General features: G+C 59.9%; 14 protein-coding genes and 2 tRNA genes. 11 read left to right on the top strand and 5 right to left on the bottom strand.

What is annotated here, in order from left to right; genetic code table 11:
• Positions 1-61 precede the first annotated feature (61 nt).
• A complete protein-coding gene (gene typA, locus GPK39_RS02975) occupies positions 62-1,900 on the top strand; it encodes a translational GTPase TypA (protein ID WP_006235837.1) in 1,839 nt (612 codons plus the stop codon).
• 128 nt (positions 1,901-2,028) lie between these two features.
• Here typA and GPK39_RS02970 read toward each other — a convergent pair whose 3' ends face one another.
• From GPK39_RS02970 to GPK39_RS02950, 5 genes are all read right to left on the bottom strand, one after another.
• Positions 2,029-3,177, bottom strand: a complete 1,149-nt coding sequence (locus tag GPK39_RS02970) for a bactofilin family protein (RefSeq protein ID WP_215673715.1) — start codon at positions 3,175-3,177, stop codon at positions 2,029-2,031.
• Between the two features lie 105 nt (positions 3,178-3,282).
• Positions 3,283-3,972: a trimeric intracellular cation channel family protein gene (locus GPK39_RS02965; protein WP_252204610.1), complete on the bottom strand. Its 690-nt coding sequence runs from the start codon at positions 3,970-3,972 to the stop codon at positions 3,283-3,285.
• Between the two features lie 203 nt (positions 3,973-4,175).
• On the bottom strand, positions 4,176-5,183 hold the full coding sequence (locus GPK39_RS02960) for an endonuclease domain-containing protein (RefSeq protein ID WP_215673714.1): 1,008 nt from the start codon (positions 5,181-5,183) through the stop codon (positions 4,176-4,178).
• A gap of 244 nt (positions 5,184-5,427) precedes the next feature.
• Positions 5,428-5,518 (bottom strand) — tRNA-Ser (locus GPK39_RS02955).
• A gap of 47 nt (positions 5,519-5,565) precedes the next feature.
• Positions 5,566-5,656 (bottom strand) — tRNA-Ser (locus tag GPK39_RS02950).
• A gap of 494 nt (positions 5,657-6,150) precedes the next feature.
• On the opposite strand from GPK39_RS02950, the gene rpsF reads away from it, so the two are divergent.
• The 10 genes from rpsF (at position 6,151) to GPK39_RS02900 (ending at position 15,812) form a co-directional block, all read left to right on the top strand.
• A complete protein-coding gene (gene rpsF, locus GPK39_RS02945) occupies positions 6,151-6,444 on the top strand; it encodes a 30S ribosomal protein S6 (RefSeq protein WP_006235831.1) in 294 nt (97 codons plus the stop codon).
• A gap of 48 nt (positions 6,445-6,492) precedes the next feature.
• Positions 6,493-6,945, top strand: a complete 453-nt coding sequence (locus tag GPK39_RS02940; protein WP_055310294.1) for a single-stranded DNA-binding protein — start codon at positions 6,493-6,495, stop codon at positions 6,943-6,945.
• A 72-nt stretch (positions 6,946-7,017) separates the two neighbouring features.
• Entirely contained in the window at positions 7,018-7,284 is a 267-nt protein-coding gene (rpsR, locus tag GPK39_RS02935; RefSeq protein ID WP_006235829.1) for a 30S ribosomal protein S18, read from the top strand.
• A 15-nt stretch (positions 7,285-7,299) separates the two neighbouring features.
• The gene (rplI, locus tag GPK39_RS02930) at positions 7,300-7,839 is read left to right on the top strand and encodes a 50S ribosomal protein L9 (protein WP_215673713.1); all 540 of its coding nucleotides are present in this window, start codon (positions 7,300-7,302) and stop codon (positions 7,837-7,839) included.
• Between the two features lie 218 nt (positions 7,840-8,057).
• A complete protein-coding gene (dnaB, locus tag GPK39_RS02925) occupies positions 8,058-9,455 on the top strand; it encodes a replicative DNA helicase (protein WP_117778659.1) in 1,398 nt (465 codons plus the stop codon).
• Positions 9,456-9,548: 93 nt separating this feature from the next.
• Positions 9,549-10,835 carry an adenylosuccinate synthase gene (locus tag GPK39_RS02920; RefSeq protein WP_215673712.1) on the top strand — a complete coding sequence of 429 codons (1,287 nt, stop codon included), beginning with the start codon at positions 9,549-9,551 and terminating at the stop codon, positions 10,833-10,835.
• A 121-nt stretch (positions 10,836-10,956) separates the two neighbouring features.
• Positions 10,957-12,261 carry a phosphoribosylamine--glycine ligase gene (gene purD, locus GPK39_RS02915; RefSeq protein ID WP_215673711.1) on the top strand — a complete coding sequence of 435 codons (1,305 nt, stop codon included), beginning with the start codon at positions 10,957-10,959 and terminating at the stop codon, positions 12,259-12,261.
• A gap of 21 nt (positions 12,262-12,282) precedes the next feature.
• Positions 12,283-12,978 carry an NUDIX domain-containing protein gene (locus GPK39_RS02910; protein ID WP_215673710.1) on the top strand — a complete coding sequence of 232 codons (696 nt, stop codon included), beginning with the start codon at positions 12,283-12,285 and terminating at the stop codon, positions 12,976-12,978.
• A gap of 82 nt (positions 12,979-13,060) precedes the next feature.
• Positions 13,061-14,833, top strand: a complete 1,773-nt coding sequence (locus GPK39_RS02905; protein WP_215673709.1) for an ABC transporter ATP-binding protein — start codon at positions 13,061-13,063, stop codon at positions 14,831-14,833.
• A 19-nt stretch (positions 14,834-14,852) separates the two neighbouring features.
• Positions 14,853-15,812, top strand: a complete 960-nt coding sequence (locus GPK39_RS02900; RefSeq protein ID WP_215673708.1) for a hypothetical protein — start codon at positions 14,853-14,855, stop codon at positions 15,810-15,812.
• Positions 15,813-15,957 lie beyond the last annotated feature (145 nt).

Below are 15,957 nucleotides of genomic sequence, written 5' to 3'. Positions count from 1 at the left end.
TGTCGCTGGGCGGGCCGCATACGCGTGCCGTTTGTATATGGATAGAAGATAGGGGAACTACATGCGCGTAGACAATCTGAGGAACATCGCCATCATCGCCCACGTCGACCACGGCAAGACGACGATGGTCGACAAGCTCCTGCGTGCCACGGACGCCTTCCGTGCCAACCAGCAGGTCGAGGACCGCGTCCTGGATTCCAACGACCAGGAGCGCGAGCGCGGCATTACGATTCTCGCCAAGAACATCTCTATCGAGTACAAGGACGTTAAGATCAACGTCATCGACACCCCGGGCCACGCCGACTTTGGCGGCGAGGTCGAGCGCGTGCTGCGTATGGCCGACGGCGCCCTGCTGCTGGTCGACGCTTTTGAGGGCCCCATGCCCCAGACCCGCTTCGTGCTGCGTCACGCTATCGACACCGGCCTCAAGATCATGATCGTTATCAACAAGATCGATCGTCCGGGCGCCAACCCCGAGAAGGCCTACAACGACTGCCTGGACCTTATGGCCGACCTGGGTGCCACCGACGACCAGCTCGAGTTCGCCATGGAGCACGTGGTCTACGCCAGCGCCATGAACGGCTTTGCCCGCCTCGACCCCAACGACGGCAACATGGACATGTATCCGCTGCTCGATATGATCATCGACGACATGCCCGCGCCCGAGGTTGACGAGAACGCCCCGCTGGCCATGCAGTGTGTGACCATCGACCACTCCAACTTTGTCGGCCGCATCGGCATCGGTCGCGTGTATTCCGGCACCATCCATCAGGGCGACCAGATTCTGGTTGTTAAGAACGACGGCTCCAGCGCCACCGCTACCGTCAAGCAGCTCTTTACCTTCGACTACCTGGGCCGCACCGAGTGCCAGGAAGTCGGCGCCGGCGACATCGCCGCCGTCGTGGGCATCGACCGCACCGATATCGGCGATGTCTACACCGATCCCGAGAACCCCGTCGAGCTCGAGCCCATCGAGATCGACCCGCCGACCCTGTCCATCGTCTTCGAGGCTTCGACCTCCCCGCTCGTCGGTCGCGACGGAGACATCGTGGGCGCCCGTCAGCTCAAGGAGCGCCTGTTCAACGAGGCCGAGAACAACGTGACCATGAAGATCGAGGAGCTCGAGGACAAGAGCGGCGTCGAGGTCTCGGGCCGCGGCATTCTGCACCTGTCCGTTCTGATGGAGTCCATGCGCCGCGAGGGCTTTGAGTTCCAGGTCGGCCGTCCCCGCGTTCTGTTTAAGAAGGACGAGAACGGCAACAAGATGGAGCCTGTCGAGCAGGCCGTCGTTGAGTGCCCGGACGAGTACTCGGGCAAGGTCGTTGAGGTCTTCGGTACCTCCGGTGGCATCATGACGAGCATGGATACCTCGGGTATCGTGACGCACCTCGAGTTTAAGATCCCGACCCGCGGCATCATGGGCCTTAAGAACCGCATCATGAACGTCACCCACGGCGAGGGCGTGTTCTACCACACCTTCCTGGAGTACGGTCCCTACGCCGGCGAGATCGGCAACCGTCAGAACGGCGCAATGATCTCCATGACCACCGAGAAGGCCGTTGCCTATGCTCTGGGTACGCTGCAGGAGCGCGGCCAGCTTTTTGTTGAGCCGGGCACCGAGTGCTACGAGGGCATGATCGTGGGCGAGCGCAGCAAGGCTGGCGACATGGTCGTCAACATCGCCCGTACCAAGAACCTGGGTAACCAGCGTTCCTCGACCTCCGATATCTCCGTTCAGCTGGTGCCGCCCCGCACCTTCTCGCTGGAGGAGGCGCTGGAGTACATCGCCGACGACGAGCTGGTTGAGATTACCCCCAAGAACATCCGCCTGCGCAAGCGCCTGCTCAACGCCACCGACCGCAAGAAGGCCGCCGTCCGCGCCGGCCAGGTCAACAAATAAGCGCTGGACTTTATAGCGTCTAACAAGAAAGGGCGTCGACCGTAATGGTCGGCGCCCTTTTTGTGCATAGGGACTGAGCTGGTCTGCACCACCACAAAGGTGCCTGGTCCCTTTGTGGTGGTTGGCGGCTAAGCGGTGGGGAGTCCTGGCGTGTTAGCCGGCTGCTGCGGCTTGACGCGGGCGTTGCGCCAGATGATTTGGATGATGTAACCGAGCATAAAGACAAAGGCCACGCCGCTGATGAAGCCGCCTACGAGGGGAAGCCCCGTGAGGGCGCCTGCGATTACGCCGCCCACGGCTGCCATGGCGTAGCGGTTTTGGTTGTGTCCAACCATGCGGGCGATCGCGCACCCCGCAAAAGCGGTGGAGACCAGCGCGACGCCGATCACGGCGCACATGAGGGCTCCAGCAAGCGACAGGCCGGCAATCGAGATAATCAGCAACAATACGGCAGGGACAATGGCTACCGTACCCAGAAGACCGCTCATCCACAGGGGTGTGGGGCGCTGGTGGAGCATTCCGGCGGCGCTGGCGGTCGCACGCGGAAAGACGAGCTCGAGCAACAGAGCGATAAAGCAGGTCGACAGGGCTGCGGCCACGATGCCGCCGATGATATCGTTAACCGTCGTGGCGGCGCTTTCATTTTCGGTACGGTCGATCTTGAGCGCGCCGACCTCGGCTCCTGCGGCGCGCTCGGGGTCCTCGGAAACATGGGCGTTCACCGTGCCGGTGATGTGAGCGTTTTTGCCCAGGATGAGTTTGTCGGCCCAGACCTCGACATCGCCGTCGACGATGCCGTCGATGGTTACCGTACTGCCCGCGAGTGCTGCCGACTTGGCAGAGCCGCGCAGGGCAACCGTCTCGCCCATCGCGTAAAAACAGTTGGCGGTGCTACCAGTGTTGAGTACGACATGCTGACCGGCTACCGTCACGCTGCCATCGATTGCGGTTTTGGAGATATCGATGGCCCGCGCCGCCAGGCGAACGGCTCCGCCTACAGTGCAGTCGCGAATCGACAAGCTCTCGCCTGCCGCGATAATATCGCGGCCGATGGAAGCGTCGTCTAGGTTAAGGTTTTGGCCGGCCCAGTACAGGTCGCTTTCGACGCCAGACGGATTTGAGTCAACTTCGGTTGCGAGCACGTTGCCCGCGGTGTCTGTACCGGCGAACGACGTCGTGGGAAGCGCGGTCAGCGCAAGTGAAATCAGTGCGAATAGGAGGGCGATGCGGCCACGCGTTTTACGGCATCGGGACGACGGTTTTAGGTTGCAAGGCATAGTGAATCCTTCGTTAGATACTCGACATGTATCTAACAGGGTACCCATCGCGCGGGCGCTCTAAAAGAACCTCTCAGTTGCATTTCGGGGACGAGTCCGCGCTAGCTATTTTTTGCGATGCAAGAAGCGCGCGATGTCTTCTTCGGTGGGGCTTTTGATGTCAAAGCGCAGCGAGAGCCAGCGCAGACCCATGGTCACCGCGACACATACGACCAGTGCGGCGACATTGCTCATGATGCCGCTCATTACGAGACACACATAGCTTGCCGAGCCGGCGATGGCGGCGATGGCGTAGAAATTGGTGCGCTGGAAAATGCCCGGCACCACACCCATAAAGCCGTCGCGCAGCATGCCGCCACCCACCGCGGTGAAAAAGCCCATCATGATGCATACGGCCGGCGCAAAGCCATAAACCAGTGCTTTGTCCGCCCCAGTGGCGGCGTAGATGCCGACCGAGATGATGTCGAGCAATGGGATGAGTTTCTCGGGTTTATCGACGATTGCCGGGAAGATGTAGATGATGGCCGCCGTGGCAATGGAAAGCGGGAGTGCCATCGGCTGGTTGAGGATGTAGACGTTGCCGACCTGGAGTGTCATATCGCGCAAAAGACCGCCGCCCAGACCGCAGACCACGGCGAGTGCGACCGCGCCCACCAGGTCAAGCTTGTGCTCGCGCGCGACCAGCACGCCCGAGATCGATGCCGCGACAACAGCGAACATCTCGAGCCAAAAGGGAATAGCGACCATGGCATCCGAGGCATGTGGGGTAACGGTTATAGCGGCGACGACGGGCAAGATGGGTTCCTTTGAGTTACGGGTTTGGACAATGCCCGTACATAGTACATGTTCGGCGCCGATTGCGACCCTACCGCTCGGCAAACGGTCGGGACTAGGTGCGGTCATAGGTTCAAAACGTGCACATCACACTCCAAAGATGTCAAAAAATGTCGTTTTTGGAGGGTGACGTACATGTTTTGGTGTGGTGCGCCGGGATGACGCTACTTGGAGGGCGCGTCTTCGTCCTGCGCGCTCCTCCAGTTGCGGATAAGTGCCTTGCGCAGTTCGTTTTGCTTTCGCTGATACTCGGCATCTACGCAACGAGGCATGCCGAGTGCTTCGCGGATATTGTTCATGGCACGGTGGAAAGCGAGTTGGCTGGCAAATTGCGTTGAGGTGAGCGTGACGATGCGATAGCCCATTTGGGCGAGTACGGCCTCTCGCTCCGCATCTGCTCCCTTGCGTTCGGCCTCGTCGTGAAAGCCGCCCTTATATTCGATGCCGAGCTCTCTGCGCTTATAGGTAACAAGAGCGTCGATTTTGAGCGTTCGAGCTTTGGCGCAATGCCAAAGTCGTTTAGGGATTTCGAGCGGCTTGTTGAGTTCGACACCTCGGATGCCAACGCCGCCTTCGCTCGTCGGGAGTGAAAGGGCGATAGCGGATGCGGTCTCCATGGGTGAGGCTGAGTGGTCGTAGATATGCCTGAGCGCGAGTCGGGCGCGTGTGGCACCGGGTTTGCCGGGGTGCCGATCGAGCAGATCGACAATTTCGTTCTTGGAAGCGGTAGCTGGTTGATCGGTGTAAGGGTCATCGGGATTGAGCCCCATGCGATAGTCACCGCAAACTTCGTAGCCGTATTCGAGGTATTCGATTCTGTCCATCCACTCGGCAGCGAATACGAAGGTAAGGGCTTCGTCGGTGATAAAAATACCAGGGGACAGCTCGTCAATATGGTCGTAGGGTAGATTTTGGCCAAGAACGTGGCAATTTACACCGTTGGCGCGGATTCGCTCGAAGGCAAATACAACGGAGATATCGATGGTCTCAAGCATGCTAGTGGGAATACCGCAGTCGGTAAGAGCCTGTCGGATGCGCGCGGTGCGTTGCTGGGTGGAGAGGCCTCTTGCGCCTATCTGGTAGTCGTGTTGCGCGACCGCTTGAACCAGGTCTTGTGGCGCATGATGGACGAGCCATGCGGTTTTATGCGTAATGAGAACAGGAGTATCCATTAGGGACCTCTCGCTTTATGCCGATATGCAGTCCTTATGTCCGTTGAAGTGAGGAAATATACCGAATGCCGGCAAAACGGCCGATCGTGCGCCGAGTGCGATATGCAAACATGTACATCAGCCTCCAAAGATGTCGAAAAATGTCGTTTTTGGAGGGTGATGTACATGTTTGGTTGGGATGTGCGGCCGAGAGGGGATCCGATAACAAAAAAGCTCCCATTGTTGGGAGCTTTCTCAAGCAAAATGGCGGAGGAGGAGGGATTCGAACCCTCGTGACCTTATACAGGCCAAACGGTTTTCGAGACCGCCGCATTCAACCACTCTGCCACCCCTCCGCGTGGGGTAAAAACAAAGCAGGCTCGAGGCCTGCTTTGGAATTAACTGGCGGAGAGTCAGGGATTTGAACCCTGGAGACGCTTTTGACGCCTACACGATTTCCAATCGTGCTCCTTCGGCCACTCGGACAACTCTCCGTTAAATGCGAAAGTCAGTATACACGAGGAATCGCAAAGTGCAAACAGAAAAGTTGGCATTTTTTGAAACGCTTGGCTTCGTGACGGGATCTAGGAGGCCAAAAACGGGCTCTGACCAGCATGGCTGCATGCGGCAAATTGTTCAAAATGAGTATTTATAAACGACGTGGCAGCAATTTTAAAAATCTTTGAACGGTGTTGTGAACCACTGGTATGCACTTCGCGACCACAGCCTTGCAATTGCTGACCTGCGGGTTGATTTGCCTTGTCCCCGCAGCACCGTATCTTGCCCACAGATTCGTCAAGTATTTGGTCAGCATTTGGTTGGAAGACGCATGAAGTGCCGTGTGAGTATGGACATATGTGGAGGTCATGAGGTTGTAGCTGCATATTCTTGCAGCCTGGGAGGTTGAAAGATATTATTACCAAGTCTTTTCCTGCTTCAGGCGCACCTTCACGACCTGAAGCCACATTTGCCCAGAGGAGGTGACAATATGAAGGCTTATGAACTGCTGTTCTTTGTTGACCCGTCGCTCGACCCCGAGACTCGTCTCGCTGTTATGAAGCGTATCGATACCACGATCGCTGAGGGCGCTGGCAAGGTCGACTCCGTTGACGAGTGGGGCAAGCGCAAGCTCGCCTACGAGATCAACGACCTCACCGATGGTGACTACACCCTCATCAACTTCCACGCAGATCCTACCCAGATCGCCGAGCTTGATCGCGTCCTGCGCATCACCGACGCTGTGGTCCGCCACATGATCGTCCGTCGCGACGACCAGGAGTAAGACTGTCGTTTTGGACTGGGCTTGTGCCCCAAGAGGAAGTAGTGAGTTATGAGCATCAATCGAGTGAACATCACCGGTAACCTCACGCGTGATCCCGAGCTGCGCGCCACTGCCGGCGGAACCCAGGTTCTGTCCTTTGGCGTCGCCGTGAACGATCGTCGCCGCAACCCGCAGACTGGCGAGTGGGAGGACTATCCCAACTTTGTCGATTGCACCATGTTCGGCACGCGCGCCGAGGCCGTGAGCCGTTTCCTGGCAAAGGGAAACAAGGTCGCGATCGAGGGCAAGCTGCGCTACAGCTCTTGGGAGCGCGACGGCCAGCGCCGGAGCAAGCTTGAGGTCATCGTCGATGAGATCGAGTTTATGAGCTCCCGTGGTGGCCAGGGTGGCTACGATCAGGGCGGTTACGCCCCCGCAGCCCCTGCGCCCGCAGCACGTCCTGCCGCACCGGTGGCTACGCCGCCCGCGGTCGACGTCTACGATGAGGACATCCCGTTTTAAGGGCTGTTCACCTATTTTTGAGTGAGAGGCGGCTTCGGTTCGCCGAGGTTGCCAAACGAAAGGTATTTTGACATGGCTAATGATTTTTCTGCACGTCAGCCGCGTCGTAAGTACTGCCAGTTCTGCAAGGAGAACACTGAGTTCATCGACTATAAGGACACTCAGCTTCTCCGTAAGTACATGACCGACCGTGGCAAGATCAAGCCCCGTCGCGTCACTGGCGCTTGCACGCAGCATCAGCATGACATCGCCAACGCCATCAAGCGCGCCCGCGAGATGGCTCTCCTGCCGTACACCGTCCCCGTGGTTTCCTCTCGTGGCAACCGCGACCGCGGCTAAGAAGGGAGACGCATCATGAAGGTTATTCTTCTCGATGAGATCAAGGGCAAGGGCGGCGAGGGTGACGTCGTAGAGGTCGCTCAGGGTTACGCTGAGAACTTCCTGTTCCCCAAGAAGCTCGCTGTTGCCGCCACCAAGGGCAACCTCAAGCAGCTTGACGAGCGTCGCAACAACATCGCCAAGCGCGAGGCCGTCCGTCTGGCTACCGCCAACGAGACCAAGGCTGCCTTCGAGGGCAAGACGGTCACCGTTGACGTCAAGGTCGGCGACGAGGGCATCCTCTTTGGCTCCGTTACCGCCGCTATGATCGCTGACGCCATCAAGGCTCAGCTCGGTATGGACATCGACCGCAAGCGCGTCGAGCTCGGTAAGCCCATCAAGGTTGCCGGTGCCCACACCGTTGCCATCTCGCTGTACCGCGAGATCAAGGCCGAGGTTGTCGTTCTCGTTGGCGTTACCGCCGAGGAGCTCGCTGCCGAGGCTGAGGCTGAGGAGACCGCTGAGGTCGCCGAGGCCGAGACCGCCGAGGTCGAGACTGAGGCTGCTGCCGAGTAGCATTTGCTGCAACGCAACAATCTTGTTCTAAGAAGGGCGCTCTGGGAGACCAGGGCGCCCTTTTGTTTTCTACGCTCAGCGAGCGCCATGGCAGGCGTTATGGTGAAGTCCCAAATGCGGGACCGTTCATCCGTTTCGTTCGGTGATGATTGCCGGGGCGCGGCCCGTTTTGGGACTGTGGCTGATACTATGGATGCTCGCAAGCGATATGAATGAGGATGCTCATGGCATACGACGATAGGGAGACGGGGCTGACGGTCGAGGACCGTGGCTCCAAGTTGGGTCTCCCTCAAAACCAAGATGCAGAGGCCAATGTACTGGCCGCCATGCTGCTGTCGCCCGAGGTGGTCGAGGAGGCCCAGGTCGAGCTGCAGCCCGATGACTTCTACCGGCCCATTCATAAGACCATCTACACCGCGATGGTCGATATGTACAACAGCCGCATTCCCATCGACTCTATCTCGCTGATCGATTACCTGCGCAGCATCAACAAGCTTGATGCCGTGGGCGGCGAGGCCTACATTTTGGAGCTGATGGGTCAGACCCTGTCGCTCGTGAACTGGCAGCACCATGCCGCCATCGTCCGTCGCGACTCGATGCTGCGCGAGCTGATCGGTGCCACCAATGAGATCAACGCGCTGGCCTATAACGCCCCCACCGACACCAAGGAGGTCGTGGAGCTGGCCGAGAGCAAGCTGCTTAAGGTCACGGCGCGCGAGGTCAAGTCGAGCTATAAGACACTGACCGAGTTTATGGTCGAGGCCTATAACGAGGCAGAGGAAGTGTGTAAGGCCGGTGGACAGGCCGCGGGCGTGCCCACCGGCTTCCCGTCGCTCGACCGCATGCTTATGGGTTTCCGCGAGGGCCAGCTCATCATTATCGGCGCCCGCCCTGCCGTGGGTAAGACGTCGTTCGCTCTGAACCTGGCGCTGAATGCCGCCGCTGCGGGCTATACCGTCGGCTTCTTTTCGCTGGAGATGTCGGGCAAGGAAATTGCCCAGCGCCTGATTTGCGCCTACGCCATGATCTCGATCAGCGACTTCCGTACGGGCCGCATTAGCCCCGAGCAGTGGGCCAATATCAACGAGGCCACGCAGACCTTGTCTAAGCTCGACATTCTGATTGACGATACGCCCGGCACCACGGTGACCGAGATCCGCGCCAAGAGCCGCCGCATGCTCCACAACAAGGAGAAGGCCATCATTATCCTGGACTACCTGCAGCTGGTGAGTCCTCCGCCGGGACGTCGCTCCGAGAGCCGTACCGTCGAGGTCTCCGAGATGTCGCGTGGTTTAAAGATCATGGCCAAGGAGCTTAAGATCCCGCTCATTGCGCTGTCGCAGCTGTCGCGTCAGGTCGAGTCCCGTACCGGCAAGCGCCCGCAGCTGTCCGACCTGCGTGAATCGGGCTCCATCGAGCAGGACGCCGACATCGTTATGTTCTTGGACCGCTCCGCCGATGAGGCCGAGGCCTCGCGTGACGATCGACCCGACGAGGGCGTTACGCGTATCGTCGTGGCCAAGAACCGTTCGGGCCCGATCGGTGACGTCGACCTGATGTTCCTGCCGGCATCCACCAAGTTCTATGAGCTTGATGGGGCGCATACCGAGGAGTAGGACAGGCGCCCGTTGCACGGGTATACTGGGAATGTTTTGTGCTTCTGCGTGCCGGCGTGGCGCGTAGACAGTCCATGAATGTAAGGAGTAAACATGCCGTCAACCGTTTTGGTCGGTGCCCAGTGGGGCGATGAGGGCAAGGGTAAGATTTGCGACCTGGTCGCCGGCGACTTCGATGCCGTCGTGCGCTATTCGGGCGGTAATAACGCCGGCCACACCATCGTCGTCAACGGCAAGAAGTACGGCCTGCACCAGGTGCCCTCCGGCATCATGTATTCCGACCATGTGTCGGTGATCGGTAACGGCTGCGTCGTCAACCCCAAGGTTGTTCTTGAGGAGATTGACATGTTCGAGGCCGACGGCATCACCACCAAGAACCTCAAGATTAGTGGCAACGCGCACATCATCATGCCGTACCACATCGATCTGGATGGTGCTTTTGAGCAGAAGCTCGGCAAGAAGAACATTGGTACCACCAAGCGCGGCATCGGTCCGTGCTACCAGGACAAGATGGCCCGCATTGGCCTGCGCATGCAGGACATGCTGGACGAGGCGCTGTTCCGCGACAAGCTGGAGACCGCTCTTGCCCGCGTGAATCCCGAGCTGGAGCTCATCTACCACCTGCCCACCTACACCGTGGACCAGATCTGCGACGAGTACCTGCCCATGGCCGAGCGCCTGCGCCCCTACATCACCGAGACGAGCCTGCTGCTCAACAACATGATCGACGAGGGCAAGGACCTGCTGTTCGAGGGCGCCCAGGCAACGCTGCTCGACATTGACCACGGCACCTATCCGTACGTGACGTCTTCCAACTGCACCGCCGGCGGCGCCATCACCGGCTCTGGCGTCGGTATGAAGAATGTCGACCGCGTGCTGGGCGTCATGAAGGCCTATATCACCCGCGTCGGTTCGGGCCCCATGCCCACCGAGCTTTCCTATGAGTCCGAGGCCGGCCATACGCTGACCGAGGAGGGCTATGAGTACGGCGTGACCACCGGCCGTCGCCGTCGCTGCGGTTGGTTCGATGGCCCCATCGCCAACTACGCCTCGCGTGTCAACGGCCTCACCGATATCGCCATGACCAAGCTCGACGTGCTTTCGGCCTTCGATACCATCAAGGTGTGCGTTGCCTACGACGTCGACGGCGAGCGTTACACGAGCGTGCCCGAGCATCAGGTGCGCTTTGAGCATGCCAAGCCCATCTACGAGGAGCTCCCGGGCTGGAAGTGCGATATCACCGGTTGCCGCAGCTTTGAGGAGCTGCCGCAGGAGGCTCAGGACTACGTGGCATTTATCGAGGATCTGGCACACACCCGCGTGACGTTCATTGGCGTCGGCGCCGGTCGCGAGCAGATCATCAACCGATTCTGGAAGTAATCGGCACTATTCGGTTATTGCGATATACCCCTTTGCAGCCCAGGCGGGCGGCCGAGGGGTATATTTGCTTTGTAATGGGTCCGCATGGTTGGCGGGCCGTTCATCCATAGAGGAGGCACCCTTGAAGGCGGACACTCAAACCATCGACATCCTGTTGTTGGGCAGCGGCGGCCGTGAGCATGCTCTGGCAGCAAAGCTCGCTGCATCACCGCGCGCCGGCAAGCTCTACATTGCGCCGGGTAACGGCGGCACCGCGAGCTGCGGCGAGAACGTGGTTCTCGACGATTGCGATCCTGCGGCCGTGGCGGCGTTTGCCCAGAGCCACGGATGCGGACTCGTGGTGATTGGCCCCGAGGCTCCGCTCGTGGCGGGCGTTGCCGATGCCGTGCGCGCGGCGGGCATTCCCTGCTTTGGCCCGGGTGCCGAGGGCGCTCAGATGGAGGGCTCCAAGCTGTTCTCTAAGCAGCTCATGGAGCGCGCTGGTATCCCGACGGCCGCCTACGGCTCGTTCACCGACGAGGCTTCGGCTCTCGCCTACGTGCGCGAGCAGGGCGCCCCGCTGGTCGTGAAGGCCGACGGCCTGGCCGCAGGCAAGGGCGTTATCGTGGCGACTGAGCTCGATCAGGCCGAAGAGGCCGTGCGCGAGTGTTTTGGCGGCACCTTTGGTGATGCCGGCAATACTGTGGTCATCGAGGAGATGCTGACCGGCCCCGAGTGCTCGCTGCTGGCCTTTACCGACGGCAAGACCGTGCGCCCCATGGCCACCTCGCAGGACCACAAGCGTGCGCTCGAGGGCGACCTTGGCCCCAACACCGGCGGCATGGGCGTTTACAGCCCGGTGCCCATCGTGACCGACGAGGAGCACGCCACGATGGTGAAGGTCATGGAGCAGACCGTGGCCGAGCTGGCTGCCGAGGGTATCGACTACCGCGGCTGCCTGTATGGTGGCTTTATGCTCACCCCCGCCGGCCCCAAGGTGCTGGAGTTCAACGCCCGCTTTGGCGATCCCGAGACGCAGGTCGTGCTGCCGCGCCTTAAGAACGATCTGGTCGAGGTTATGCTCGCCTGCGCCAACTGCGAGCTTGATCAGATTGAGCTCGACTGGCGTGACGAGTGGGCCGTGGCTGTTGTCCTGACGAGCGCGGGCTATCCCGGCAGCTACGAGAAGGGCAAAGTCATCACCGGCATCGCCGACGCCGAGGCCATGGAGAACGTGACCGTGTACCATGCCGGCACTGCCGTGGTGGACGGTCAGCTCGTGACCAACGGCGGCCGAGTGCTTGCCGTGACCGCGCTGGGCGACACGTTCGAGAACGCTCGCAACCTTGCCTACGAGGCCTGCGAGAAGATTGATTTTGAGGGCAAGACCCTGCGTCATGACATCGGCCTGCGCGCGCTGCGTGGCCGCGACGCCTGGGATGCCTAAAGTCCGAGAGGGATGAGACGGATGGACGAAAAGAACGAAGAGCTCGTGGACGCGCAGATCGTCGAAGAGGACAGCCGCATGTATGGGCACGCCGAGGGCGAGCCTGGTGGCGAGGTCGCTGACGAGCCGGCGCTGGTGCTGGGCGACGACGACCCGCACGATGCCGAGCTGCACGAGAAGATTCTTTCGGAGGAGTGCGCCTGGAAGGGCAAGATCCTCGACGTCCACCGTCTTGAGGTTGAACTGCCCAACGGTCGCCGTAGCGCCCGCGATATCGTTCGCCATCCGGGTGCGGCGGCCGTTGTGGCACTGACCGAGAGCGGCAAGATCGTACTGGTGCGTCAGTACCGCACCGCCATCGACCGCGTGACGGTCGAGGTTCCCGCCGGCAAGCTCGACCCAGGCGAGGACCCGCTCGATTGCGCCAAGCGCGAGCTGCATGAGGAGACGGGCTTTAGGGCCGGTCGCATTCGCTTTTTGACGTCGATTGTCACGTCCTGCGGCTTCTGCGACGAGATCATTCACATCTACCTGGCCACCAAGCTCGAGTTTGATGCGCCCAACCCCGATGATGACGAGTTCGTCAACGTGGATCTGGTGCCGCTGCACGAGCTGATCGACGCCGTGCTCGACGGTAAGATCGAAGATGCCAAGACCGTCGTGGGCGCCTTGGCCTGCGATAGCATCGCGCATCGCCTTGGGGGCGCGGAGCTTTAACGAGTGGGGATAGCCCTGGGGCAAGTACTGCTGATTGCTTTGTCCCAGGGCCTTACGTTGCTGATATATCTTTGAGGATCACATGCTGAAGAGGTTTCTTTCGTATTACAAGCCCCAGATGGGGCTTTTTGTTGCCGATACTGTTTGCGCCCTGGTGCTTGCCGCCATCGACCTGGCGTTTCCTATTATTCTGCGCAATTTGACTGGTGGGCTCTTTACCCAGGGTCAGGCTGCTATTATGCAGGCGCTCGGTATGATCGCGGTTGGTCTGGTGCTGATGTATGCCATCCGTTGCGCCTGTCGCTACTTTGTGAGTTACTGGGGCCACGTGATGGGCGCGCGCATGGAGTCCAAGATGCGCGAGGACCTGTTCGATCAGTACGAGCGCTTTAGCTTTGCGTACTTCGATCGCAACAGCTCGGGTGACATGATGAGCCGCGTGGTCAACGACCTGTTCGATATCTGCGAGGCGGCACACCACGTGCCCGAGTGGATTATCATCTGCGGCATCGAGATCGTCGGCTCGTTTGTGATCCTCTTTGCTATTGCCCCGGTGCTGGCGCTTGCTATGGCCGTGGTGACGGCGGTGTTTGCGGCCATCATGTTTTGGCAGAACATGCGCATGCGCGAGGTCTTTAGCGACAACCGCAAAAAGATCAGCGGTATTAATGCTCAGCTGCAGGATTCGCTGGCCGGCATGCGCGTGGTCAAGAGTTTTGCGAACGAGGAGGCTGAACGCTCCAAGTTCCGCGCCTCCAACGACCGCTATCTTTCGTCCAAAGAGAATATGTATCACGCCATGGGCGTTTACACTGCGACGTATGGCCTGCTCTCGGGCGTGTTGTACGTGATCGTGGTGCTGCTGGGTGGTTGGCTGGTGGCGCAAGGCCAACTGCAGGCGGTCGATATGGCGACCTTCGCGCTCTACATTTCACTGTTCTGCACGCCGCTCGAGACGCTCGTCAATTCGGCCGAAACGTATCAGAAGGCCATCGCCGGCTTTAAGCGCATGGACGAGGTGCTTTCGACCGCCCCGGATATCCAGGATAAGCCGGATGCCGCGGACCTGCAGGTGACGGCAGGCGCGGTTGAATATCGCGACGTGTGCTTTAGCTACGAGGATGTTGAGTTGGGCGAGGGCGGCGCCGACGGACGCCCTGTTATCGACCATATGAATCTGTCCATCAAGCCCGGACAGACCATTGCCCTGGTTGGCCCCTCGGGCGGCGGCAAGTCCACAACGTGTTCGCTGCTGCCGCGCTTTTACGACGTGGCGGACGGATCCATCAGCATCGACGGCCAGGACGTGCGCGACGTGACGCAACAGAGTCTGCGCCGCGCCATTGGCCTGGTGCAGCAGGATGTCTATCTGTTTGACGGTACGATTGGCGAGAACATCGCCTACGGCAAGTCGGGCGCCACGGCAGAAGAGATCGCCGAGGCGGCCCGCCGCGCCAATATCGATACCTTTATCGAGTCGCTTCCGCAAGGCTACGACACCGTGGTGGGCGAGCGCGGCAGCCGTCTTTCGGGCGGCCAGAAGCAGCGCGTAGCCATTGCGCGCGTGTTTCTCAAGAATCCCAAGATCCTTATTTTGGATGAGGCGACGAGTGCTCTGGATAACGAGAGCGAGGAAGCGGTGCAGGAGTCGCTCGAAGAGCTGGCGCGCGGCCGCACCACGATTATCATCGCCCACCGTCTCTCGACTATTAAGCATGCTGACGAGATTGCGACTGTTGAGCATGGTCGCGTTGTGGAACGTGGCACGCACGAGGAGCTTCTCGCCCGTGGCGGCACTTATGCCCGTTACTATCGAATGCAGTTCGAAGGTGCGCGTGCGCACGAGCTCGACTGATTGATACGACAGGAAGTTTATGGCTGACAAGAACCCTTTGACTCCGGAAGAAGTGACGGAGTTATTCTCCGAAATCGATGCATCCGGCGTCTTGGATCCGACGCTCGCCAAAAAGCGTACCGAGCGCATGCGCGAGAAAGAGGCTGCCGTCAAGCGCGGTGACAAGGCGACGCTGGCGCGGCTGCGCAGCGAGGATCGCGCGAGCCAGGCAAAACATATCGACCCGCTGTCCGAGGACGATCCTTCAGGCTCGCAGGTGAGCCATACCATTACGAAGACTGCCATGGTCGTGGTTATCGGCATCTTGGTGCTGATCGTGGGCATGCAGATTGGCTACGGCGTGATGCGCCGTCTGAATACCGCCAATCTGTCCGAGAGCGTTTCGGTCGATACCGTTTCGACCGCGCTCAAGGGCGGCCTTGAGTGGGGCAACGGCTTTACGCAGTTCCCGCTCGACTTTAGCGTCGACGAGGCGGACGAGCGCACGGGTACGGTAGAGGTGACGGTGTTGGACACGTCGTCTGCCAACGAGCTCGAGCTGCTGTCCAACGGGCAGATTCAGGCTGCGGCGCTTGCGACCAACGCGTTGCTCAACGATAAGATCGACCGCGTGGTGTATAACGTGCATGCCTATATCGACGAGGACAGCAAGATCCAGCACGACTCTTTCTTTGGCATGTTCCCCGCACAGGGCCACCAGAGCGCCATTCTGACGTTCGTGTGGACCAAGAGCTCATCGACCGCTACGAACATCGACTGGAAGATGCATATCGTGAGTATGGATGACACGATTTCCGAGTGCATTCAAAAGCAGGTGAACTCGGTGTCGTCGCTGATTGAGGACCCGTCGGTGAGCCAGACCAAGATTGACGAGGAAAAGGCCGAACGTGACCTGGAGCATCGCCTGCACGGTCGCGAGATCTTCCGCGGTGGCAAGCCCGACCGCACGCCGTCCGATCTGCTGGAGCAGGACAAATAAGACGCCATCATCCCGCGTGAGCCAAGCGCCCGCGCGGGATGATTTTTCTGGGACGGGGATTAAATAAGGCTCTGTTAGACCAGGATTGACATACATGTGTCCCCACGGTGCCATATCGTTGACCCCATAGACCGCGATGATGGGG

Origin of the sequence: Collinsella aerofaciens (assembly GCF_018785245.1) — a bacterium.
GTDB lineage: Bacteria > Actinomycetota > Coriobacteriia > Coriobacteriales > Coriobacteriaceae > Collinsella > Collinsella aerofaciens_AD.
This window is presented reverse-complemented; position numbering and strand designations above follow the sequence as displayed.